We start from the raw sequence: 22327 nt of genomic DNA on the forward strand, positions 1-22327 counted from the left end.
CAAGGCTCCCGGAATGTCCACAGTCGAGGTTTGGTCGATTATTTTCTGCTGCACTCCCGCTGCCTGTTGGGCATGATAGACCAGGATACCCTTCATGCGGCTACTGCAAAAATCGTAGCAGCTGAAAATGTGGGCACCTTCATCAAATTGGACAATAGCTACCATCTGTTGACGGCTAACGACGGTACGCCGGAAGAAATGATCTCCCGGTTTTATCAGAATTGCAGGGAACTGATCACGGAAGAGGAACATAACCCTGTGACGCGGATCATGGCCTATTCTAAACTGTTGAGTATAGAAGCTGATTTGTTATTGCATGAGTTAACCAATAATTATTCCTTCACACTGGGCAGAAAGAAAGATGTATTACGGGACACGATCAACAGGGACTGGGAAGTTTTTGACCGGCAGTTGCGAACGCAATACAAAACCTTAACCGATTTTGCATTTAAAAAGTATGACTTTTTAGCCATCAACAACCTGATGATGGATCAGGTAGAATGGGACTATGAGCAAGCTTTTCATTTTTATGCTTTTGAAAACTGGAGCCCGGAAACGTTTAAGGTTGAGGGACCCATCAACGCTCAAACCAGGAAGCGGCTGGAAAAAGGCATGATAATGGTGGATAAGGTAGAAGAAGCCTACGAAAGGTTAATGCATATTGAAAATCTATATGCCTGCCTGATGTTTAAATATCAGCTGCTGGATTTTATGGGCGAGGCGCAAAAAGCGGCAAGTATCGCAGATAAACTGGAGAAGTTAATCGATACTTATGAATTGAATGCATTGCGAAAGGGGTATGCGGATCTGATGGCGGGGAAGACCAAGCACCAAGTCTTTTTCGAGAAGGTGACCGATAAAATGACGAACATTTATGAGGTTGTTAAAAGCGCCGATATTGTTCGAAGATGTAACGGAGGAGCGGAACAGGTTATTCAAACGGGAACCGCAGTGGTCACTTAAAACATTATTTCCCCTGGAGATCCCGGAATAATCATCCACTATAATTTTTGCAGGCGTTCGACAATAGCCCGTAGCAAAGCTGTATCCTGTAACTTCTAATCTTTTAGATCCTGGGTCAGCGCGCGGTAGCCGCCTGCTTCATCCGGTTCAAAAGTCACGGTCGTTTCGCCAATGAGCACGGCCATGCGGTGTGTGTACCCGTCAGCCGGAGCCGTGACCTGCTTTATATCAGCGTACCCGAACTGGATGCTGTCCACGAACCAACGATAGCGACAATAATAGAAATTAAACGGCTTTAAACGGTCGAACGTGTTTATTTATTTGAGATTACAATATATTATTTATGGTTCATCAGGTCATTGAAAACTTTTTAAAAAGCGTTAACGGCGCAACATTTCAAAAACCTGATGAACCATCTGTTAAAAACTGTGATAAAAGGCAGGAGTTGCCCGGATTCATAGACTGGACTAGAATCATGAGGGCTTACCATTAAAGACGTCTATAAGTTTTTTTAATAAACAGGATAAGGGCTTTTCTACAACTTTTTATTTGATATTAATAGTAGCAATATATGAAATTGGTAAGGAGAGGGAGAGTTCTGAACTACGGCTTTTTTATTTTTATAATCAGTGGGTAATTAATTCCGGATGTATAATACAGTTAACCGTTTAATCATCTGTTTGGATAAGTTAAGAGTATAAACAAGGAAAGCGAAACTTGCGCTTTCCTTGTTTACTAACGAGCCATTGCCAAGGAGGGTGATAACCAATTTAAACACGCTTCAACTTTCTTTTTAATAATTTCATATCCTTACTGATTTTTACATCGAGCACTTTAGCATAATGCTGTGTTTGTTTAAGCGACTTATGTCCCAGCATTTTTGACACTGTTTCCATTGGTACTCCATTGGTAAGCGTAATAGTAGTGGCAAAAGTATGTCTGGCGGTATGGAAAGTTAGCTTTTTATTTATACCAGCCACATCGGCAATCTCCTTTAAGTAAGAATTCATTTTCTGATTAGTCAGGACGGGTAGGAGAGTACCCTTAATTATACATTTGGGATGATCTTTGTATTCGTCAAGAATAGCCAGGGCATACGGAAGCAATGGAAGTCTTGTGCTCGATTTTGTTTTTTGCCTGGTTGTAATGATCCATTTACCGCCATCTACGCCAATCACAATATTGGAAGTTCGCAGTTTATAAACATCACTATAAGCTAACCCGGTATAACAACTAAAAAGAAATATGTCCCGGACATGCTTGAGCCTTTTTGTGTCGAATTGCTTATTCGCTATTCTGGTTAGCTCATCCTTGGTTAAAACAACTGGGATTACCTCATCTCGTTTTGTTCTAAAGCCCAAAAACGGATCGCTGGTTAGCAACCCCTTTTGTTTACATTCTAAGACAATTTTTTTGAAATTCCCCCAATATTTTATTGCCGTATTGTTACGGCAATATCTTTCTGTTTTAAGCCAGAATACAAACTGTGATATAAACTCATAATCCAATTCCTTTACCTCCAGGTCATCTTTTCTATACTTCCATCTAATAAAGTTGTTTACATGGTCGTATGCGGTCTTATAACGAGTTAATGTAGCTGGAGCGATTTGTCGTCCTACTAAAACCTTCATTTGTTTGTTATGAAGGTGAAATGCTTCCATGATGAAGTGTTTTTTCTCATCTTTTCCAATGAGTACGTCTTTTATATTTTCTGCAGTTACAAGTTTATTACCTTCAAGTAGTTTGATTTTCGCCTGATAAACTTTACATGAAATCAGATCTAAGTAGGAGTTCAATTCTTCTGTTTCTTCGTTATCGCCCACCGCTCTGCCTGACTGTGAGTTCCATTGATTAGGTAGGCATTGTCTTTTGGTTGATATATCCCGGCGATCGCCATTTACTGTAATACGCAGGTAAACATATCTTTTTTCATCTTTTTGATTTTTGGCTTGTTTTAAAAAATAAAGCAAACCGAAGCTTTTTTCTAGCATGATCGTTTTTTTAATGTCGTCAAATTTGTTAAAGCAGTATGTCAAATCAAAAAAGCAAGGTAATTGGCAGGTATTAATCAGGCCCGTTTTATCGGTCTTTTATTGCCCTGTTTTATCTGTATAAATAGAATAAGAGAGCGTCTTTTTTGTAAGCAAAAGACGCTACGAATGACGCTGTAGAGTTTTGTGATTTCGGGCATTTTTTCGTGTTTTTAAAAGGATCTTAAAAATGAAAAACCCCCTAATTTCAATAATTAGGGGGTTTTTCATTTTTGAAAAGTTAGGTTCGGGAGATTTGCTCTCCGTAAAAAAGCCCTGTAAATTCTTGATTTACAGGGCTTTATATTTTCAGCGGAGAGCTAGGGATTCGAACCCCAGGAACCTTTCACAGTTCAACAGTTTTCAAGACTGCCGCAATCGACCACTCTGCCAGCTCTCCGGGGACAAAAGTACAAATCCGAAGCGAATTGGCAAGCCGGGATAACGATTTTTTTTTAATTTCTTAATATACGGCTTTAAGCTTTTGAATGTCAGTAGTTTAATTTTAAAAATCGTCGTTTTTTTTCTGCCTGAAGCTGTTGTAACGGGGTTTTACTACCCGTAAACTTCGTTTTGAAAGCTCCACGGACGCGTTTAATTCGAATCCGATGAGCAAAATTAACGAGTTTATGTACATCCAAAGCATCGCGACTATCACAGTGCCTAATGATCCGTATACCTTATTGTACGATGCAAAATTGTTAATATAGTAAGAAAAGCCCAAAGAGGTTAATACAGCCAGACCAGTAGCTAAAACGGAGCCTGGATTTATAAACTTCCAACGTTTTGTATGAGCAGGGGCGTAGCGATAAAGGCATGCTATGGTAACAAAAAATATAACGATGATCATAAGCCAACGGAATAACATGATTGGATAGATCCAGAAATGGCTCTCGCTGTCTACACGTGATCGTATCCAGCTTATAACCGCCTGCCCGGCTATCATGATAGCTATGGAAATTAAGAAAGCCATGGCGATAGCCATGGTGATGCCAAGGGCTACAATACGTCTTTTTAGCCAGCGTCGTCTATCTGTAATTAGCGACGCCTTGTTAAATGCCTTCATTAAATTGATCACGCCATTTGTGGCAAAATAAATAGTCAGCAAAAAACCAAAAGAAAGCAATTTGCCATTCTGGTTCTTGATGATATCTATAATAGTCTCCCTAAAGGCAAGATACGCCTCTGTGGGCATCACAGACGCCAATACGCTTAGCAAATTACCCTGGAAATGATTTATTGGGATATAAGGTATTAATGTGCATAAAAAGATGGTTGCCGGAAAAATAGCCATCATAAAACTATAGGCAAGTGAGTATGCCCGGTTTATGAGCGAACTTTTAGAGATTTCTGTAATAAAGAAATCAATAACAGTATACAATGGCAATGGACGAAAACCAGGGATAATGATGTATTTAGTCCACTCGATAATGTATTGGTAAAACTTAAAACGCAACAAAAAGTGGTGCAGCCATCTCATTTAACCAAACTTACTCAAAAAATGGCAATAATTTTTCTATAAAATCTTTTGAGGGCAGGCTGGGGCGGTTTGTTTGCATGTTGATAAATACCAACAACGTCTCACCGGTATTAATGAGCTCACCTTTTTCGTTCCTCAGCTCGTATCTGAAATGGATGCGAATACCAGGCATTTTATCCATGATCACTTTTACGCTGATCTCTTCATCATACAAAGCGGGTTTTAAATACTTACATTTTAACTCCAGTACAGGCATCATAATGCCCGATTGCTCCATCCCGCTGTAGGTTAAACCCAGGCTGCGTAACATCTCTACCCGGCCAACCTCATAAAATTCGGCGTAATTACCATAGTACATATAGCCCATCTGGTCGGTTTCGCCGTAACGTACCCTTATTTTGGTGATATGCTCAAACATTACCTTTTAATGTTGCGCTGGTTAAGTGCCTCCTGAAATTTACGGGCATTTACCAGGTGATCGGTCATATTGGTTGCAAACGCATGATATCCCGAAAAATCGGCTTTTGCGCACATATAAATATATTCGCTTTTTTGATAGTCAAGTACGGCATTAACTGCACTAACCGAAGGCATCATGATTGGGCCGGGAGGCAGTCCTGTATGCAGGTAAGTATTGTAGGGCGAATTATAAGAAAGATATTTGTTGAGCACCCGTTTGATAGTAAAATCATTAAGAGCGAAGATCACAGTGGGGTCGGCTTCCAGTTTCATGCCTTTTTTAAGGCGGTTAAGGTACAATCCGGCAATTGCCGGCATTTCGTTGTCATGTAAAGCTTCGGCATCAACAATGGATGCTAAAACCGATATTTCCTGTTGCGAAAGATTAATGGCTGTGGCTTTTTGTTTACGCTCCGGTGTCCAGAATTTTTCATAGCTGGCATACATCTTTTTAAAGAATTTATCGGGCGATATATTCCAGTACAGCTGGTAGGAGTTTGGCATAAACATGGTGTACACATTATCGGTTGTAAAACCATATTTGGCTACATAACCTGCCGAATCAAGCAGGTTGATGATGGATGTTGAATCGGCTTCTATCTTTTTAGATACAAAACCGGCAAACTGTTCCTTCATCCTAAGCCCATGAAACTCCAGCTGGATTGGCTCCTGCGTACCAGATGCCAGCATATTGATAAGTTTACGGTTGCTCATGTCCTGGTGAAGACGGTATTTACCAGCCTTAACACGCCGGATGTAGTTCATATTGGTAGCAGCCCAGTTAAATGTTACGGTATCCTTAACCATATCCTGCTCTTTTATGGTTTTTAAAACATCTGCATAAGTTGCACCGGTGTGTATATACAAATACTCCTGTTTGCCGGTAACATTGGGGCCAAAGTATTTATAGTAGTAGTTTACACCCGTAAAAACCAATAATACAGTTATTACCAGCGCAAACGCTATAATGAATTTTTTTAATAATCCTGATTTTGACTTTTGTTCAGTCATGATAAATAAGTGTGAATAGTAATTATTTTAATTTTTGGATGGCCATCAATCCACCAGCTAAGTTTTTAACGTTTTGATAACCATTTTGCAGTAATAGTGTTTGCGCGGCTTGGCTGCGTAAACCAACTTTGCAGATAACGATTAACTCGTCTGTTTTGTTGTAAGCCCATTTATTTATGCTATCGGCAAGGGCCGATAGCGGGATATTGCTACCTCCTATATTAAAGGTGTGGTATTCAATAGCTTCGCGTACATCTATCAAATTTAAACGCTCGCCGATGTTTATACGGGCAAGCAGTTCTGCTGCGTTAATTTGTTGGGGCTGCATCAGTTTTTGTACCTTGTATAACCGTAATATTAATACGTGTACCTATACTGGTTTTACTTAACGAATCGGTTTTCATAGGGTATTGGCCAGAAACCACCACATTGGTCGAATCTGTTATAGTTCCCTGGTAGGTGATAGTACCAACAGATAGGCCTGCACCCTTTATTGCAAAACGCGCGGCATCAAGATCAAGGTTTATCAATTCAGGTATCTCAACTTCACTGGCTCCCTCGCCATCACCCAATACAAGGTCAACCTTTGAACCTTTAGGCAGTTTGAAACCCGCTTTTATAACCTCACCTCCATAACGAACTTCCAGGATCCGGTCGCGCGCAATGTCTGAACGGTAGGTTGTATCGCCAATTTTTAAACCATAGTTTGATAAGGTAGCCGTAGCCTCGCGGTAGGTGCTTTGTTCCAGGTCGGGCAATGCTACTGGAGGTGCCTGTAATGTTACCATGGTAAGGTATATTACACGTCCTTCTTTAACATTGGTTCCGGCATCCGGATCCTGCTCCACTATGGTGCCGGGTTCGGCATCTGGTACATAAACAGAATCTATTTTATAGCCAAATCCTTGCTCTTTTAACAAGGCCATAGCCCTGTCTATCTTCTCGCCTTTAAGCTTTGGTACAGGTATGCCCGAGCCATGGTTGGTATAATATCCCAAGCTAAAAAAGGCTATTAAAACAACCACTATTACAGTAACAATAGCGCCTATAAGGTTATAACGAAATGATTTTGTTTTTAAGTAAGCCCCAAATTTGCTCATCAGTATATATAAGGATAATTACAGTCAAATAAGTATCAAACATAGTGATTATTTTGGATTTCGGATTTCGGATGTTCGATTTTTCACAGTCGTCGATTTTATTGGTGTTCAAGATGGCTTTGCCGTTTCGGATTTAAAAATTTTGAATTTATAATTTCAATTAAGAATATTTAAGACTATTATTCTAATTTCGAAATCGAATTGGGCATTTGAAAAAGCAAATCCCAAATCCAACATCCGAAATCCCAAATATGAAGAAAAATATAGCCCTTTTGGCCGGTGGCTTTACCGGTGAGTATGAAGTATCTGTTAACAGTGCGAAAAATATAGCCGGTAATCTTGATGCCGAAAAGTATAAAGTTTATACCATATATGTAAACCGCGACAGGTGGTTTCATGAAATTACAGACGGAACTGTTGATGTTGATAAAAATGATTTCAGCCTTACTATAGACGGAGAAAAAATTAAGTTTGATTTTGCATTTATTACCATACATGGCACCCCTGGCGAGGACGGTAAGATTCAAGGCTATTTAGATATGCTGGGTATTCCTTATAATACTTGTGATGCTACCACATCGGCCATTACCATGAATAAGGCTTATACCAAAACTATTGTGAATGGGATACATGGCTTACATACTGCCCATTCTATGCGGTTGTTTGAGAAGGATATGCATGACGTGGCCATTATTGCTGCTACGCTGAAATTCCCGCTGTTCATTAAACCAAATAATGGAGGAAGCAGTGTGGGTATGAGTAAGGTTTATAACGTAGCCGGATTGCCTGATGCATTGAAAAAGGCTTTTCATGAAGATGAGCAGATCCTGGTAGAAGAGTTTATTAAAGGCCGCGAGTTTAGCATTGGCATTGCCCGCCTCAACGGTAAAATAACCGTTTTGCCGGCCACGGAGATACTTACCACTAAAGATTTTTTTGATTACGAGGCTAAGTATACATCGGGGGTAACCAAAGAAATAACCCCCGCAGATTTGCCTGCAGAGCAAAATAAGCTGATAGCCGAAATAGTGACCGAAGTATACATCCGCCTGAACTGCAGGGGGATGGTACGGGTTGATTTTATTTTGCTTGATGGTACCAATGATTTTTATTTTATTGAGATCAACACTACGCCGGGTCAATCTGCAAACAGTTTGATTCCACAGCAAGTGAGAGCGGCCGGTATGAATGTTGGTGAGTTTTATGGATCTTTGATTGAGGGAGCTATTTGATTTCGGAAATCGGAGGTTCGATTTCGAAATTTAATAAAAAATATAGAGACGCATATTTGCGTCTTTTTTATTTTACCTGTAACAATGCCGGCCCTTTTTTTATCCAATTAGCAATGCTGCAATTTATTAAATTCAAGAAACTGTATGGTGGTTTTCCGGCGCTTAAAATTGATGAGTTTTCCATCAATCCAGGCGTATATTGGATAAAAGGCGTTAACGGGTCAGGTAAAAGCACATTGTTAAAATCCATTGCCGGTATTTTATCATTTGAGGGCGATATTTTGCTTGATAACAGTATCAGCATAAAAAAACAACCGGTGGCTTATCGCAAACTGGTAAACTTTGCCGAGGCCGAGCCTGTGTTTCCGGAGTTTTTAACAGGTACCGAAATGATTGCCTTGTTTGCCCAGGCCAAAGATGCGCCGGCAGGGCAGGAGCAGCACTACATAAAAACTATGCAAATGCAAGCCTATGTAGGCCAGCCGCTGGGTACTTACTCCAGCGGAATGCTCAAAAAGCTTTCGCTGGTTCTGGCTTTTATGGGCAACCCCAAATTGATTTTGTTGGATGAACCGCTTATCACTATTGATACTGCATCATTAAAGATATTGAATAACTGGATTGCCGAACGTTATAATGAACAAGGGACCAGTTTCCTGCTATCCTCACATCAAACACTGGAGCATGATGCCCTGCCTGTTGCACGTGAGCTGGTGGTTGAGGAACAAACTCTAAAATTCATTACATAATGGGGCGGCCGTTAACTAACGTGTTGCTGAAAGTACTTGCCAATGGTTTTTACCAGGTGCATGCGCCAATATTGTTGTTCGTATTTTTTATTATGGTGGGATGCGTGCCTGGTAATATGCTCATCAGTTACCATGAATCGTTGATGATGGCTATGTGCAGTAGTCCTGTAATGCTGATGCTGGTTTTTGGCGGATGGCTTATTTATGTATTTAAAAGCTGGCATTACGTGTTGATACAATTGTTTGCGCCCGAAAAGCAATTCCTGTTTTATAGCAGCAACGCTTTAAGCCGAAATGAACAATTAAAAAGCTGGCTTTATACACAAGCATATATTTTGCTTCCAATCATCATTTATGCACTGTTGACAGTTGGGGTAGGGCTTAGGCACCATTATTATATAATGCCTGTAATTGTGTTGTTGTTTATAGCAGGGATAATTTATTGCAGCGCTTTGTTGTATACACACCAGTTAAATCGTTTGATTGATGGAAGTAAGCAATCGCTATTGTTAAAACTGAGTAGCAAGTGGCGCAAACCGTATTTTAGCTTGTATATCTATCACGTATTTGATAGACTTAAAATCCAGTATTTTGTAACCAAAGCTTTATCATGGCTTATTATTACCGGCGTGTTTTATTTGTTTGCCGATGTTAAAACAGATCTGCGTGTAGCGGGCATAGCGATACTTGCGGTAATAACAGCCCACGTTGTTTTAATATTTGAAACCCGCCGCTTTGAAGAAACCCGCCTCAGCTTTTCGCGTAACCTGCCCTACAGCCGATTCTGGTTGTTCCTTAATTTTGTGGGCGTGTATTCCTTTTTTCTACTGCCAGAGTGCATTTGGCTGTTCAGCAGGTTTAACCCGCTCATAGCTGCGGAGCTGCTGCTTGCCGGTTTAAGTACCTCTATGTTATTCCATAGCCTGCTGTACTGGTTCGGGTTAAATATGGATAAATACATTCAATGGATAATGGGCCTGTTTGTAATCCTGTTTTGGGTGATCATGTTCCGCTTACTATGGGCGTTGATACCGTTGAATTTGGGAATCGCCTACTTGTTTTTTTACTTTAACTATTATAGTTACCAGGGGATGGTGAGTAAGGAGTAGTGAGTGGTGAGTGGTGAGTGTTTTTTTAAAGGGATATACAATTTAATAAAAAATCCTGGTAATCTCTTAACCCGATGAATCACGGTTCAGGCAATTTTTTCGCAATAGGGATGGTAACGGATACCGGCCAATTTGGCTAAGGCCCGCGCAGTATGAGCGTACAGCCCGGGCTGCGGGCATTGCCAATGTCTTCACGCAATGTCAATATTCCGCGTTACTGCTAACTTAAAATTGTCCATTACACAGTATATTGCGCAATCACATCTTCCGGGATCTTAGTACCCCGGCCGGTTGCCATATCAATCATTACATAATCAAAATAGCCATCGCAACATACTTTGCCGGTGGCCTTGTTACGGAGAGAGAAGGCTACGCGGCAGCCTTTATCGTCGATGGCTTCAATCCCGGTTTTTACAATAAAGTAATCGCCCAAAGCGAGGGCGCGCTTATAATCAACATGGGCAACACGCACTACCCAGCCAAAACCGCGCTCCATAAATTTTTCCATGGCCATGCCGTAGCACCGTTCCATCTGGTCGTAACGGGCAGCCAGCACATAGTCAAAGTATTTGCTGTTGTGCACATGCTGAAACATGTCGATATCATCAGGACGTACACGTAATTCGGTTTCGAAAGTAGAATACATAGAAAAGTTAAAATTCAAAAAGTAAAAACTACGCCTCACTCCTGAACGTGTTAAAAGTACGACAACACACGAAAATTAAAAAATGAAATGCACTATATTATTACCGGAGTAATTTAAAACGGCTTTATATTTCACCCGATATTAAACATTATTGATTTGCATTTGCAATACGTTACAATATCAATGCTTCTATTTTTACGGCCAATTTTGAAAAAATATTTCCATAGGTGTCTCATTTTAAATAGCGTATAGCATTTAATGCAATTTTAGTTCAATGCCTACAGTATATCCTCAATACTAATCATAATCAATTTGAAAGTTAAATTAACCGTTCCCAATATCTTTATAGAACGCTTATTATTTCATACATAGCAATCGGGCCCCTTAAAATAAATTTTACCTCCCTGGTTTTAATTCAAACGAAATAGTGGCGATTGATTGAGTAATAAAATAAAGCAGTAATAACTATTGAGTTAATTAACCGCGTTGTTTATTATTTCCTGTCCAATCTAACTATTGCAAAAAATCAAAATTGATCTTTTCTATACTTTATAGACTTAACAACCATTGAATGATTGATTTGGGAAATATTATTAAATAATAATTAAGTTATTTAAATAAAAAGTATTGATTCGGTCCAAATTGCAGGCACTCGCTTTGCTCTTCTGCTGCAAATGAAAGGCAGATTTGTAAACTTCTGAATTTTAACCTTACGTTTTTAGCGTATAAAAAATCACCATTATTTAATTCATTAATTATGAGTAGAGAAAACAATTTTACCGAAAACAGTACCCAGGTGCATCGTAACTACAATAAACGGTTCAACATCATTTGGTCATTAATGTTATTGCTTGTTGTCTTTACAGCCGGATGTAAAAAGGAAAATGCTGAAGTAGCAACAACTTCGCTTCCAGATTCCTCATTGTCGGCAAGTTTAGCAGCAACTGCCAGCCTTGCACCAATAGACCTTAAAACAGCAAATTATTTTACAATTTTAACAGCAACAGGTATTAGTACTACGGGCGTTACCTCGGTTACCGGTGATATAGGCACAAGCCCAATTGCTTCCACTGCAATAACCGGGTTTGGATTAATAATGGATACCAATAATCAATCCTCGCATACATCCATTGTAACAGGAAAGGTTTATGCACCCAATTATGCGGTTCCTACACCGGCAAAAATGACTACAGCTGTAAACGATATGAAAACAGCTTTTACCACGGCCAATGGAATAACAATTCCTTCACCTTTAGTTAATAAGTACGCAGGTGATATCAGCGGCAAAGTTTTACCTGCCGGCTTGTACAAATGGAGTACAGGAGTTTTAATAACAAATGCAGGTGTAACTTTAAATGGGGGACCTAATGATGTATGGGTTTTTCAGATTGCACAAAACCTTACCGTAAACAATAGCGCCATCATTACTTTGACAGGCGGAGCCCAGGCCAAAAACATCTTCTGGGTAGTTTCCGGTAAGGCTACACTTGGAACATATACCAAATTCAGCGGCATTATTATCAGTAAAACACTGATTTCTTTAAATACAGGCGCTAAAGTTACAGGCAAATTATTTGCACAAACGGCGGTTACTATGATTGCAAATACAGTTAAACCTTGATAATACTTACGCTAATCGAAGTCGCTGACGTCGAATTATAGTTTACAAAACAATATTAGCGCAGGAGTATAATCACTATAAAACGAGGCTGGATCATGGTTATGATACAGCCTCGTTTTATGTTATATAAAAATTAAGCTATAGTAAAATTTGGATTTTTAAAGTGGGAGAGGGGAATAGGCTTTTAATGTGATGGAAAGGAAACAGTATTAATTGTAACGTAGACCTGCAAAATAAAAATGAAATATCCGCTCAAACAAAATATTGCATATGTTTATCCGATGAAATTTAGCGAAGCCGTTTTGCAGCATAAAGAACAAAACATTAACTGGATAAATAATTTACGGCTGATAGCTATGTTTGCTGTTATTGTGTTACATACAGCTTCGCCATTGCTTTTTGCATATAAAGGTACCCCTTTACAGAATTGGCTTATAGGCGATATTTACAACGCGTTGGTGCGTTTTTCGGTACCGGTTTTTGTGATGATAACCGGTGCATTATCACTCCACCGGGAGTATGAATTAGGTGATTTTTTAAAAAAGCGTGTCGGCCGGCTCATCTTGCCATTTATCTTCTGGAGCCTGGTTTATATAGGCTACAAATTATATAACGAAGAGATTGCGTTTAACGGCAATATTGGCGCCGATCTTAAACTGGTATTACACCAGTTGCAAACCGGTAGCTTTTATCATTTATGGTATGCGTACCTGTTGATAGGTTTGTACCTGTTTATTCCGGTTTTGGGAAAATTTGTACGTAATGCTACCGAAAAGGAACTGCTATACTTCCTGTCTATCTGGTTTTTAGCTATGCTGTTAAGCACTCCATACCTAAGTGTTTTTAACACAGCCGTTGATCTTCATAATTTTACAGGTTATATAGGCTACCTGGTGCTTGGTCATTACCTCACTTACAAACGCTTTAAATTGCGTGCATTACCGGTTATTGCGGGTTTGTTATTTATCGGCCTTGTTGCTTTAATTTCCTGGGGAACTTATTACCTGCAGGTAAAGGATAATGCACTAAGCACTTTTTTTTATGAACCCATAGGTCCATTTATAGTGATACTTTCGACATGTGCGTTTATAATGGCAAAATATACTGTGATCAAATTAAACCCGGCAATCAGGCGCATCTTCGATAACGCAGGGAAATATACGCTAGGCATCTACCTTAGTCATGCCCTAATATTGACCTTGCTTGAGTTGGCCGATATTAATTATACACTTTTTACCCCCATATTAAGTATTCCCCTGATAGCTTTATTGTGTTTCCTGTTATCGTGGCTGTTGATTTATGCCATGAGCAAATTGCCCGTGGTTAAACATGTAATAGGGTAGAAGGAGGAAGCACAGTTGAGTAGTATTAAAACCATTTTCCTGCAATCTTTTCAAAAGCCTCAAGATCAACCTGCGATTGGTATAGCTTTGTGCCGAGCTGTAGATATTGCCGCTCCAATAACCCGGTGCCGGTGATAATACTTGCTCTGAGTGTCGCTAATCCCTTGTATTCGGTTTTAATGTCGTTTTCCAGTTTGCGTTTTTTGATGTAGATCTCGTTAGCAATGAAATTGATCTCCCGGTCGATTGCCTCTGTATCCGGTGTATAAGTAAAACCAGATCCCATTTGCCTTTGCCAATCCAGCAGCAACTGGATGTTTTTGGGGCCGATGCCGCTTATCTTATGGGTTTTTAGTTTATACATATCTGCCGCTGTGCGGATTCCATTGGTAAAGATCAGTTGCTTTTTCGCCGTACCAAAGGAGGGGATAGGGTAGTTACGGATATCAAATTGCAGCAGGTGTGCCTGGTATTTGATATTATAATATTTTTCCTCGATCATCCTTTTTTTAGCCGCGAAATCTGCCGGTAACGATCGGAAGGCCGTGATCAGGTCAGTCAGCTTTTTTGCCGATTGGTTATAGCGGTTTAGCTCGGTTGGCTGGTTGTGCTTTTTTACCAGCGCCTGGAACTGGTTTTTTAAGATTTCATGATTGGCTTTCCTGCTTTTGAGTTCGGTCTTAAGTTGTTTTTGGGCAGGCGCCATGGTGTTATACAGCAAAAGGAATAATGCTCCCGCAAAAGCAAACCACCAACTCTCCGTCATGCTAACACTTAATGTAACCAGTAAAGTAATGATTTGTATGGTTATATTGATGTAAGCAAGGGTTTTAAACTTTTGCTCCACAGGGGCGGCCTTTATCGTGCCTGAAGTATAGGTGTCTGCCAGTTTCCTTATTTCCAGGTTTTCCAGCTTAAAACCATTCACAAATTGTTCAATATCCTGCAATTCGGGGATGCCTTTCAGGTGGCTATCCTCCATGAAATAAACAATCCCGGCTCTGTCCCTGAATGCGCACCAGGGGCATTGCTGCATAGTTTTTGAATAATAATGCAGCCTTGAGCGGTTGCAATTGATCATTTCCCTGTTCAGTTCTTCCAGATCGACCACCCATTGTCTTGGTGTGGGCCTGGGTGTTGTGCCATCAAATGCGGCATGAAAAGAGTTGATAAGACCCGGTGTAAAATCCTTTAGGTTTAAACTATTAGGTGCGGGTGTCAGTTTCTTATTGGTTTTGTGCAGCGAGTAGGCAAACTCTTTTTGCCGGATTGCCTGGTCTTCCTCAAAATCCTCTTTACTGCGGTTAACCCCTGTAAAAGGCGCTCTCCCCATAAACAACAACTGGAAAATGAGGGTTGCTAAAGAAAAACTGTCTGTATTTACCGTACGCACCACGTTCTCAAATGATCGCATCTGCAGTAATTCGGGCGGAGTATACCTTGGGATGCCCACTTCGCAAAAATGGTAACGCTTTCCGTTTTTTACCTGGAACGAGTCGCAATCTATCAGCGCCACCATACCGGTTCCGTTCACTAATATATTGGCTTCATTGATATCACCTACCACTATACCCAGCTGATGTATTTTGTGAAAGGCTGTAGCCAGGTTGCGGGCCACATGCACCAAAAAGTTATAGCCTTTATCGGGGAACAGTTTTTTACGGTCCATCGGGCTAAACAACATGTGCAGGGGAACAAAGCCCAGCAACTTTCGCATTACAAAGCCCGATACCCTGCCCCCGCCATCCCGGATCACATCCAAAGGCCAGGCCGCAAATTTGGTCAGTTCGGCATCGGTTATGGAGGCCATGTGTAGCAGTTTTTCCGCCTTGTCACGGTCGACGGCTTCTTTGTACACTTTAAGCACCAGCGCCGGGTTGCCCTGTACTTCGTGTATAGTGCCTTCACCGCCCTCGCCAATCTGGCGGCCTGCCAGGTAAGGGGTATCTGTAGCTCCCTTATATGCCTGGTTTGCCATGTGTTAATCGGGTGGCCAGCAGCAATGTTTTATCATCATCGGCGCGGCTGTTAATGGTATCGCCGGCTAAGTAACCGGATAATTTATTGTTCAGGATCTCTATGTGTTCCGGGCGCTCTGCCATCCGCAGCACTTTGAACAGGTCATTCAAAAAGGGCTGGTGAACGGTTTCGGTTTCATTGTTCAGGGCCAGCATTTGCAATCCATCGGTAAAAATGGCTACCTCGGTAATGCTTTCGTTTATTACCTTGGTTTTCAGGTTCCGCAGGTTCGGGTCATCTATCAAAAAAGTAGTGGTATTCTGGTACTCGCCATTATGGGGCCACCACAGGTGCGTAAAATAACCGCTGCCATCATTGCGTACAATAGCTCCGTCGCCTATCTGCATAAAGCAAGCCTTTTGGGGCAGTATTACAAAGCCCAGCAGGGTACATGAAAATTCATTAAGCAATGCATCTCTTTCTGTCGCCAGCGCGTCCAGCCGGTCATATATCGTTTCGGCAAGTTCAATTAAAGCTGCGTCGTCTATGTGCTTTTCAGCCAGGATCCAGTTGTACATAATGTCGGTAGCCTGTTGTACAGCTAAAGCAGATGCTTCGGCGGCATAGGCGGCGCTGCCGGCGCCATCGCTCACAAAACAGATGAGGGCCTCATCAGCGCCCGGCAATTCTGCCAGGCTGAAATGCACTGCATCCTCGCAGGTTTTTCCTGCCGCGATGTGTGATGTACCGATAACGCTTTGTGCAATTACCTTCCAGATCATACCTCTCCCCAGCCTGATGGCGGCAGTAATTTGGTTGGAGTGCCCGGATTTTTACTCGATACCATTTTCATAGAAGAGGATAGCCACAGGAAAAACTCCCTGAACATCAGTCCTTTTAATTTGATAGGGCTGCGAACAGATAGCTTGCTCAGCGTATCCATGCTTGCACCCTCTACACCAATAGCAAAAAAGGCAAAGGCGTTCTTTTCTTCCCCTTCTTTGATTAGCTGCGCCGCGTGCGACCAGCTATCAGTGGGGGCGCCGTCCGTGATTAGGATGATCCAGGGTTTATAATAGCCCACGCCATTCTCCTTATATACTTGTTTACGTTGCGCAATCATATTAATTCCCATGGTAATGGCTGCACCAATAGGGGTATCTCCCTCGGCGGTAAGGGTTTTGGGAAAAAAGTTATCAACGGTAGTAAAGTCGGACTGCAGGTTAACCGGTCCAAAGGTAACAATAGCCACCTCCACTCTTTTTGATGCTAAAGAATCTTGCACCAGTTCGTTTTTGAGGGTTAATACACCTTCGTTAAGTTGCTGTATGGGCATCCCACCCATAGAGCCAGAGGTATCCAACAGCAACAGGCAAGGGCATCTCGACTCGGGGTTGTTGGCGAAATCATCCGAACCAAAGGGGATCTGTTCAAACGAAACATATTCATCCATACTCATATAATATTTCTGTTTTTTATAAAACGCTAAATTACGAAAAATTGGAAACCAGCAGGGGTGAGCCTTGGTTTTGGGAAGGATACTAAGTTTTTATTGCGAAAGGAGGCCGTAATGCCGCCTTGACTTTTAGCTTATTTGTTCAACAGGTAAGTCAACCACAATTGTTGCCCTGTTATAAAAATCCGTGATGACATCGGTTACCTTATTTTTAAGCTTTGCAAGCTGCTTTTTTAATTTGTTAAGCGCGACATTGCTTTTTGCTTTATCACCGGCAAACAGCTCCGCTGCCAGCACATTATCGTGCCAGTCGCCTATGGCTATTTGCACCTGGTCTAAATAGTCGCCGTTTATACCTGTATGTAGTGCTGTATGGGCTATTTTATGATTGTGAATTAAAATTTTTATCTGTTTACGGGAATCGTGTAACCGATCGTCAAACTCAGGTATGGTGAGCAAGCCTGCAATTGTATGTAGCTGATGCAAGTAAAACTGGTTGATATGCCAATCGCTGATGGGTTTTATTTTTCTTTTAAGCGTTTGATGAGAGTCTTTTAGTTTTTTTAAATACGTGCTTGCATTCGCTTTAAATTTTTCGTTAGCTTCATCAAACAGCAACTGCTGGCTGTTTAAAAATTCCTGGTTATCTATTTTATAAGCTTTAGCCAATTCCAGGTTTATATAAGCGTTCCTGATCTCGCCAGCCTGTTTAAAAATTTTACGCACAGGTAAGAAGTGTTTGGCTAACTGGGGATGACGTTTTGCACTATCCGATAATATAAAAAAGGCGCGTAATTTTTTAACCTGTACCCTGAAATGATGCAGGTCTTCCGGCCTTTCGTTGCTTAAATACAACTCAAGGCTGGTTTTCATGTCCTTCCATTCTTTATCAATGTACTTTATTTCTTCCTTTTTTTTCATAACAATATTAAAGCAGCATGCACAAAGCTTAAAGGCAATGCATTGATTTACAATATAATTACAACAATTTATGTGAAATTAATTAATATAAATGTAATATACTAAAAACAGCTGTATACTTGAAGACGCTTGCGGCTTTTAATTGCAATAAATCTATAACAAATGGGGCGATTGAAACTTAAACCGAAATTTTGGCGGGGTACAAATACCGTGAAAACACGGATTGCGGATGAAACAGTAAATGTTATTTTTGTAGGTATTAAACTATTGATAACAACCTGCCAAATCACAATTGATGAAAAGGACCATACTTATTGCTGTTAAAGCCGTTGCCTGCCTTGTAATCTTACTTTCCGCCACGCTACCCCATTTCTCGGGCACATGGACCGGTAAGCTGATAGGTGCCGATGGCAGGGTATATCCCTTAACCTATAATTTTACCCTGCTTGGCGATTCCGTTGCCGGTACGACCAAAAGTAAGCTCGGCGAGTTCTCCATCCAGGAAGGGAAGCTGGATACCGGCGGGCTGCATTTTAAGGTTACTGTGAATGGGCGGGATGTTCCTCATAAAGGTATTGTTTATGCTGACTCCATTGGCATGAATATTATTTTGAATGGCTCCAAGGTACATTGTAGACTGAGCCGGGCAGCTAATTAATGTTCATTGCTTCTCTTACAAACACTGCTTAGAAAATAAGAAGGTTCAGAAATTTAAAATTCCACTTCAAAAACGCCGTATTTGATGGCAAATATGACCAGGCCTGCCGTGTTTTTGCAGCCAATTTTTGCGAGTAAATTGGTACGGTGCCCATCAACAGTGCGGCTGCTGATAAATAGCTTGTCTGCTATTTCGGTATTAGTTAATTCGTCGCAGATCATCCTTAATATCAACGATTCCCTTTCGGTTAATGATATAGGGATATTATTTAGATTTTGAATACCTGCTTTCCGATGATGGGCCGCGTTCCTCATGGCATTAACAGCTTCCCGGTTAAAATAAAAACCCAGTTGGTGGGTATTGATGATTGTTTGAAAGAGCTCATGTGCTTCGCAATTTTTTTTGAGATAGCCACATGCCCCGGCTTCAATCATTTTACTCATATACCGCTCCTCGCCATGCACCGATAGTACAATAACTTTTATGGAAGGATATTTATGATGTAAAACTGCATTCAGTTCAACCCCGTTCATGATAGGCATATTCATGTCTATCAGTGCAATATCGGGCAGTGTAGCCTGGTTTTTGAGCTGCTCAAGCAAAACGCGTCCGTTTTCGGCATGACCAACCAACTCAAATTCGGGATTGGTGCTCAGTAAATTAACCAGCCCTTCCAGGAATAGGGTCTGATCATCAGCAACAACAATACGGATCTTTTTCATATCATATTAATTTGGGCCGATGTCTTTTTGAGGGTCAAGGTAAATAAACATCGAAAAACCTTCACCGGCGCGTGTTTTAACCGAATACCTTGCATTGATCATCATGAGCCGGCTCTCGATATTTTGCATGCCCATGCCTTTTTTTAATTTTTTATCATCCATATTATAACCGATGCCATTATCGGTATAATGAATAGATAGCAAATTGTTTTTCATGAAAAGTGATATACCTATATAATTAGCCCCGGAATGCTTTAGTGTATTGGTAACCAGTTCCTGCAATACTCTTATCAGCGCCAGTGCAACGTGTTTAGGTAAAGTGTCTGTTGACATGGCCGCATGGTTGGTTATAGAAATAAGCGAATCGTGTCCCTTACTTATAACGTCCCTCATTTCTTCCAACGCTTCCGAAAATCCAAACAACTCAAGGCCCGGCGGCGAAAGATTATGAGATATGTTACGCACATTTTCAATGATCTTATCTATCAGCTGCTTATAAAACCCCGCCTGCAGCACATCATTTTCAGCAACATCATTATTATTCAGCCGGTTAATCAGCATTCTTAGGTTTGATAACGAACCGCCAACTTCATCATGCAGATCCCGGCCAATGCGTTTTCTTTCCTCCTCCTGGGAGTGTATTACAGCATGGAGCAGATTTTTTTGATGGTCCATAGCAACCTGGTGCAAACTTTCCCGTTGTTGCAGCAGCTTGTTTTGATTACGTATAAACAAAATAACAAATGATATCACCAATAAGGCAATACCTCCAGTACACATAATTACCAGCACATAAATATTTTCGCCTACGTCTTTCTGCATATATAAAACCCCCACGAAAACAAAAGATACATAGCCAGCAGTAAGGCGGCATGTATATTCCATATTAACAGATTAAGTAAGAAATATTTGGGGCTTATAATATAGGCAACAGTTAAATTAGAAAAGGAATACACAAACAATGCTCCCGAAAAATACAAAAGCACCCCGGTATTGATMCAGTTTAAGGGGTTGCTGCTCCATCTTTTTTCGTTGTCGGCTTCATTTATCTGGGCAAAATAAGCCAGGCTATAGGCCATCACCATCAACACCTCAAAAGGCCTGGTATAGGTATTAAAACGGAAAATGCTTTGGAAAAAAGTAAAATTTATTATACAGATCAGCGGAAATATCACCATTAAACACCAGATGATTTTACGGATCAATGCCTCCTTTAAAATCTTTATATAAAAAAATGAAAGCAGCAAAAATTCCAATACGGTAAATATGTGTAACAACGGAAGATTATTTATCCTCCTATCGGCAAGAAATGCTGCCAGCAGATTAACCAAACCATCCAGTAATAAATAATAAAAGATGAGCAAAAGTGCCCTATCAGCATGCTTATATTTAAAAACAGCAAAACTGATAGGGATTAAAACGGAAACCGGAACAATTAAGCCCACAAAGATAAATTTGGCTGAAGGCATAATATGCTTATTAGTTTATATATAATTTTCTAAACTATTGGTGCTGTTAAATAGCGGGCTTGCTGTATCGCACAAGGCTGGGCAAGGCTGTGTGAAATCGTAAATGGTTGAATCACTTGCGCTATTTACTATTTCACCCTCGCTCATTAAACCTTCACTCACCGATTTTTTGGTTAGCATATCATGGTTGTTGGCATCAACCGGCACCAGCATACCGGTGATCTGGTAAGGATAGTCGGGATCCTGCAAACTTAAATAAAGCCTGATTGATTTGGCTTGCGGATGATCTTCCATCAGATCCTTTACATCGGTAATGTTAATATTAATAGCTCTAAAAATGCGTTGTTTGGATACATCAATCGACTCTGATGTACTTTCCGCAGGCAAATTAACCACCAGGTTACGCCAGTTTTCGGCTCTTGATACTGCCTCGGCCAACGGAATACGGGGTTTATCGGATAATGATGATCTGCTGCTTACAGCACTTTGACCAGAAGTTGTACTTTCGATGTTATTCATGATAATAATGTTTTTTTAGGTTTGTATTTTAAGTTAACTGGTTTAAAGTATAATAGCATTAGGTCTTTTAAATTGTTACAACTTCGGGTACGCCAACTGCCGCACAAAAGCTGTAAATAACAGCCTGGTTAATGCTACCATCGGGATTGTAACCGGTGCGGAACACGCCAAATGATGCCACCCAGCCTAAAACTTCATCAAGCTGGTTACTATCAGCAATATTTACCTGCCCATATGTTGTTGATGGTGTAAGGTCGCTGTTATCAACCTGGCCTTGTATGCTGGCGGCTATTAAAGCAACATCATCGGCCGGGACCTGGACGCCCCAGTTAATCAGGTCGACCGTAATTTGCGTTGTTAAAGCCTGGATGTTTCCGTTTACATTATAGCCTAATACCACACCGGCATCCTGCGACGAAGAGGGGAGTGTAATGGTGGGAAATAGTCCATTAAAAATAAAAGTTGAATCGCTCTCCGCAGCCAAAATCGCAGCCGGTACTGCCAGCTCTAGGTTAGAATAGGTTGGTGGTGGTGCGTCAGACGAACGGGGGGTAAGCCCTTGTATAATAACATTTAAATCAGAAAGTGCCAGTGTGGTATCTTTAACTGATTGCACAACCAATGCCACAATCTCGGGCATAGTTAAGTTTGTAACCGAAGCGAATTGTCCCATTTTTTAATAATTTAGGTGTTTAATACTTGTTGTAATTGGTTTTTAAACTTATAACTTATTTTAATATTTCTTAACTATTAATACAAATATATTTAACTGACCGCGCCAGGGCATGAGTAAAAAATCCCCTTTTTGGAAACAGGTATTTTTACCTGCTTTTATAAAATAAAAAGCAGACTTCAGGCGTGTGAGACGCTGTTTATAGGG

General features: G+C 40.7%; 23 protein-coding genes and 1 tRNA gene. 7 read left to right on the forward strand and 17 right to left on the reverse strand.

Features of this window, described 5'->3' with window-relative positions; translation table 11 throughout:
- Nucleotides 1-72: 72 nt before the first annotated feature.
- Complete coding sequence (locus tag AC1DQW_RS05845; protein WP_477453219.1) at nt 73-963, forward strand: hypothetical protein; 891 nt, start codon at nt 73-75, stop codon at nt 961-963.
- 770 nt (nt 964-1733) lie between these two features.
- Here the strand turns inward: AC1DQW_RS05845 and AC1DQW_RS05850 are convergent.
- From AC1DQW_RS05850 to AC1DQW_RS05880, 7 genes are all read right to left on the reverse strand, one after another.
- Complete coding sequence (locus tag AC1DQW_RS05850) at nt 1734-2954, reverse strand: site-specific integrase (protein WP_477453220.1); 1221 nt, start codon at nt 2952-2954, stop codon at nt 1734-1736.
- Between the two features lie 352 nt (nt 2955-3306).
- A tRNA-Ser gene (locus AC1DQW_RS05855) sits at nt 3307-3393 on the reverse strand.
- A 105-nt stretch (nt 3394-3498) separates the two neighbouring features.
- A complete protein-coding gene (locus AC1DQW_RS05860) occupies nt 3499-4473 on the reverse strand; it encodes a YihY/virulence factor BrkB family protein (protein WP_477453221.1) in 975 nt (324 codons plus the stop codon).
- A gap of 10 nt (nt 4474-4483) precedes the next feature.
- Nucleotides 4484-4891 (reverse strand): acyl-CoA thioesterase, encoded by a 408-nt coding sequence (locus tag AC1DQW_RS05865; protein ID WP_477453222.1) that lies wholly within the window; start codon nt 4889-4891, stop codon nt 4484-4486.
- A complete protein-coding gene (mltG, locus tag AC1DQW_RS05870; protein ID WP_477453223.1) occupies nt 4891-5943 on the reverse strand; it encodes an endolytic transglycosylase MltG in 1053 nt (350 codons plus the stop codon). The genes AC1DQW_RS05865 and mltG overlap by 1 nt, the downstream gene beginning before the upstream one ends.
- A 22-nt stretch (nt 5944-5965) precedes the next feature.
- The gene (locus tag AC1DQW_RS05875; RefSeq protein ID WP_477453224.1) at nt 5966-6271 is read right to left on the reverse strand and encodes a rhodanese-like domain-containing protein; all 306 of its coding nucleotides are present in this window, start codon (nt 6269-6271) and stop codon (nt 5966-5968) included.
- Nucleotides 6252-7043, reverse strand: a complete 792-nt coding sequence (locus AC1DQW_RS05880; protein WP_477453225.1) for a PASTA domain-containing protein — start codon at nt 7041-7043, stop codon at nt 6252-6254. Before AC1DQW_RS05880 ends, AC1DQW_RS05875 begins: the two co-directional genes overlap by 20 nt.
- Before the next feature lie 251 nt (nt 7044-7294).
- Between AC1DQW_RS05880 and AC1DQW_RS05885 the strand changes: the two genes are divergently transcribed.
- The 3 genes from AC1DQW_RS05885 (at nt 7295) to AC1DQW_RS05895 (ending at nt 10133) form a co-directional block, all read left to right on the forward strand.
- Nucleotides 7295-8275 carry a D-alanine--D-alanine ligase gene (locus AC1DQW_RS05885; RefSeq protein ID WP_477453226.1) on the forward strand — a complete coding sequence of 327 codons (981 nt, stop codon included), beginning with the start codon at nt 7295-7297 and terminating at the stop codon, nt 8273-8275.
- 113 nt (nt 8276-8388) lie between these two features.
- Entirely contained in the window at nt 8389-9024 is a 636-nt protein-coding gene (locus tag AC1DQW_RS05890) for an ABC transporter ATP-binding protein (RefSeq protein WP_477453227.1), read from the forward strand.
- Complete coding sequence (locus tag AC1DQW_RS05895; protein WP_477453228.1) at nt 9024-10133, forward strand: hypothetical protein; 1110 nt, start codon at nt 9024-9026, stop codon at nt 10131-10133. The genes AC1DQW_RS05890 and AC1DQW_RS05895 overlap by 1 nt, the downstream gene beginning before the upstream one ends.
- Nucleotides 10134-10371: 238 nt before the next feature.
- Here AC1DQW_RS05895 and AC1DQW_RS05900 read toward each other — a convergent pair whose 3' ends face one another.
- Nucleotides 10372-10779, reverse strand: a complete 408-nt coding sequence (locus AC1DQW_RS05900; RefSeq protein ID WP_477453229.1) for an acyl-CoA thioesterase — start codon at nt 10777-10779, stop codon at nt 10372-10374.
- A 757-nt stretch (nt 10780-11536) separates the two neighbouring features.
- Between AC1DQW_RS05900 and AC1DQW_RS05905 the strand changes: the two genes are divergently transcribed.
- Together AC1DQW_RS05905 and AC1DQW_RS05910 are read left to right on the forward strand one after the other, a co-directional pair.
- Complete coding sequence (locus AC1DQW_RS05905; protein ID WP_477453230.1) at nt 11537-12400, forward strand: ice-binding family protein; 864 nt, start codon at nt 11537-11539, stop codon at nt 12398-12400.
- Between the two features lie 239 nt (nt 12401-12639).
- Entirely contained in the window at nt 12640-13743 is a 1104-nt protein-coding gene (locus AC1DQW_RS05910) for an acyltransferase (protein WP_477453231.1), read from the forward strand.
- A 25-nt stretch (nt 13744-13768) separates the two neighbouring features.
- Here the strand turns inward: AC1DQW_RS05910 and AC1DQW_RS05915 are convergent, their stop codons facing one another.
- The 4 genes from AC1DQW_RS05915 to AC1DQW_RS05930 all read right to left on the reverse strand — a co-directional run bounded on the left by AC1DQW_RS05915 (nt 13769) and on the right by AC1DQW_RS05930 (nt 18079).
- Nucleotides 13769-15721: a protein kinase domain-containing protein gene (locus AC1DQW_RS05915; protein WP_477453232.1), complete on the reverse strand. Its 1953-nt coding sequence runs from the start codon at nt 15719-15721 to the stop codon at nt 13769-13771.
- The gene (locus AC1DQW_RS05920) at nt 15702-16484 is read right to left on the reverse strand and encodes a PP2C family serine/threonine-protein phosphatase (RefSeq protein WP_477453233.1); all 783 of its coding nucleotides are present in this window, start codon (nt 16482-16484) and stop codon (nt 15702-15704) included. Before AC1DQW_RS05920 ends, AC1DQW_RS05915 begins: the two co-directional genes overlap by 20 nt.
- Nucleotides 16481-17161, reverse strand: a complete 681-nt coding sequence (locus AC1DQW_RS05925) for a vWA domain-containing protein (protein ID WP_477453234.1) — start codon at nt 17159-17161, stop codon at nt 16481-16483. Before AC1DQW_RS05925 ends, AC1DQW_RS05920 begins: the two co-directional genes overlap by 4 nt.
- 126 nt (nt 17162-17287) lie before the next feature.
- Nucleotides 17288-18079: a CHAD domain-containing protein gene (locus AC1DQW_RS05930; protein ID WP_477453235.1), complete on the reverse strand. Its 792-nt coding sequence runs from the start codon at nt 18077-18079 to the stop codon at nt 17288-17290.
- Nucleotides 18080-18374: 295 nt separating this feature from the next.
- On the opposite strand from AC1DQW_RS05930, the gene AC1DQW_RS05935 reads away from it, so the two are divergent.
- Nucleotides 18375-18737 (forward strand): hypothetical protein, encoded by a 363-nt coding sequence (locus AC1DQW_RS05935; RefSeq protein ID WP_477453236.1) that lies wholly within the window; start codon nt 18375-18377, stop codon nt 18735-18737.
- A gap of 53 nt (nt 18738-18790) precedes the next feature.
- On the opposite strand, the gene AC1DQW_RS05940 is transcribed toward AC1DQW_RS05935, so the two are convergent.
- The 5 genes from AC1DQW_RS05940 to AC1DQW_RS05960 all read right to left on the reverse strand — a co-directional run bounded on the left by AC1DQW_RS05940 (nt 18791) and on the right by AC1DQW_RS05960 (nt 22120).
- Nucleotides 18791-19459, reverse strand: a complete 669-nt coding sequence (locus AC1DQW_RS05940; protein ID WP_477401829.1) for a response regulator — start codon at nt 19457-19459, stop codon at nt 18791-18793.
- 6 nt (nt 19460-19465) lie between these two features.
- Nucleotides 19466-20281: a sensor histidine kinase gene (locus tag AC1DQW_RS05945; RefSeq protein WP_477453237.1), complete on the reverse strand. Its 816-nt coding sequence runs from the start codon at nt 20279-20281 to the stop codon at nt 19466-19468.
- The gene (locus tag AC1DQW_RS05950) at nt 20266-20928 is read right to left on the reverse strand and encodes a hypothetical protein (RefSeq protein ID WP_477453238.1); all 663 of its coding nucleotides are present in this window, start codon (nt 20926-20928) and stop codon (nt 20266-20268) included. Before AC1DQW_RS05950 ends, AC1DQW_RS05945 begins: the two co-directional genes overlap by 16 nt.
- Before the next feature lie 15 nt (nt 20929-20943).
- Nucleotides 20944-21447, reverse strand: a complete 504-nt coding sequence (locus tag AC1DQW_RS05955) for a hypothetical protein (RefSeq protein ID WP_477453239.1) — start codon at nt 21445-21447, stop codon at nt 20944-20946.
- 67 nt (nt 21448-21514) lie between these two features.
- Nucleotides 21515-22120 carry a hypothetical protein gene (locus tag AC1DQW_RS05960; RefSeq protein WP_477453240.1) on the reverse strand — a complete coding sequence of 202 codons (606 nt, stop codon included), beginning with the start codon at nt 22118-22120 and terminating at the stop codon, nt 21515-21517.
- Nucleotides 22121-22327 lie beyond the last annotated feature (207 nt).

The organism is Mucilaginibacter sp. P5_A4 (assembly GCF_056400605.1).

Excerpts from the sequence above, each read along its gene's own strand:
- AC1DQW_RS05885 (WP_477453226.1), top strand. The coding sequence starts at position 7,295 with ATGAAGAAAAATATAGCCCTTTTGGCCGGTGGCTTTACCGGTGAGTAT.
- AC1DQW_RS05925 (WP_477453234.1), bottom strand. The coding sequence starts at position 17,161 with ATGAGTATGGATGAATATGTTTCGTTTGAACAGATCCCCTTTGGTTCG.
- AC1DQW_RS05865 (WP_477453222.1), bottom strand. The coding sequence starts at position 4,891 with ATGTTTGAGCATATCACCAAAATAAGGGTACGTTACGGCGAAACCGAC.
- AC1DQW_RS05880 (WP_477453225.1), bottom strand. The coding sequence starts at position 7,043 with ATGAGCAAATTTGGGGCTTACTTAAAAACAAAATCATTTCGTTATAAC.
- AC1DQW_RS05940 (WP_477401829.1), bottom strand. The coding sequence starts at position 19,459 with ATGAAAAAGATCCGTATTGTTGTTGCTGATGATCAGACCCTATTCCTG.
- AC1DQW_RS05960 (WP_477453240.1), bottom strand. The coding sequence starts at position 22,120 with ATGGGACAATTCGCTTCGGTTACAAACTTAACTATGCCCGAGATTGTG.
- AC1DQW_RS05890 (WP_477453227.1), top strand. The coding sequence starts at position 8,389 with ATGCTGCAATTTATTAAATTCAAGAAACTGTATGGTGGTTTTCCGGCG.
- AC1DQW_RS05845 (WP_477453219.1), top strand. The coding sequence starts at position 73 with ATGATAGACCAGGATACCCTTCATGCGGCTACTGCAAAAATCGTAGCA.
- AC1DQW_RS05860 (WP_477453221.1), bottom strand. The coding sequence starts at position 4,473 with ATGAGATGGCTGCACCACTTTTTGTTGCGTTTTAAGTTTTACCAATAC.
- AC1DQW_RS05935 (WP_477453236.1), top strand. The coding sequence starts at position 18,375 with ATGAAAAGGACCATACTTATTGCTGTTAAAGCCGTTGCCTGCCTTGTA.
- AC1DQW_RS05900 (WP_477453229.1), bottom strand. The coding sequence starts at position 10,779 with ATGTATTCTACTTTCGAAACCGAATTACGTGTACGTCCTGATGATATC.
- AC1DQW_RS05905 (WP_477453230.1), top strand. The coding sequence starts at position 11,537 with ATGAGTAGAGAAAACAATTTTACCGAAAACAGTACCCAGGTGCATCGT.
- AC1DQW_RS05850 (WP_477453220.1), bottom strand. The coding sequence starts at position 2,954 with ATGCTAGAAAAAAGCTTCGGTTTGCTTTATTTTTTAAAACAAGCCAAA.
- AC1DQW_RS05920 (WP_477453233.1), bottom strand. The coding sequence starts at position 16,484 with ATGATCTGGAAGGTAATTGCACAAAGCGTTATCGGTACATCACACATC.
- AC1DQW_RS05875 (WP_477453224.1), bottom strand. The coding sequence starts at position 6,271 with ATGCAGCCCCAACAAATTAACGCAGCAGAACTGCTTGCCCGTATAAAC.
- AC1DQW_RS05955 (WP_477453239.1), bottom strand. The coding sequence starts at position 21,447 with ATGAATAACATCGAAAGTACAACTTCTGGTCAAAGTGCTGTAAGCAGC.
- AC1DQW_RS05895 (WP_477453228.1), top strand. The coding sequence starts at position 9,024 with ATGGGGCGGCCGTTAACTAACGTGTTGCTGAAAGTACTTGCCAATGGT.
- AC1DQW_RS05945 (WP_477453237.1), bottom strand. The coding sequence starts at position 20,281 with ATGCAGAAAGACGTAGGCGAAAATATTTATGTGCTGGTAATTATGTGT.
- AC1DQW_RS05910 (WP_477453231.1), top strand. The coding sequence starts at position 12,640 with ATGAAATATCCGCTCAAACAAAATATTGCATATGTTTATCCGATGAAA.
- AC1DQW_RS05915 (WP_477453232.1), bottom strand. The coding sequence starts at position 15,721 with ATGGCAAACCAGGCATATAAGGGAGCTACAGATACCCCTTACCTGGCA.
- mltG (WP_477453223.1), bottom strand. The coding sequence starts at position 5,943 with ATGACTGAACAAAAGTCAAAATCAGGATTATTAAAAAAATTCATTATA.
- AC1DQW_RS05930 (WP_477453235.1), bottom strand. The coding sequence starts at position 18,079 with ATGAAAAAAAAGGAAGAAATAAAGTACATTGATAAAGAATGGAAGGAC.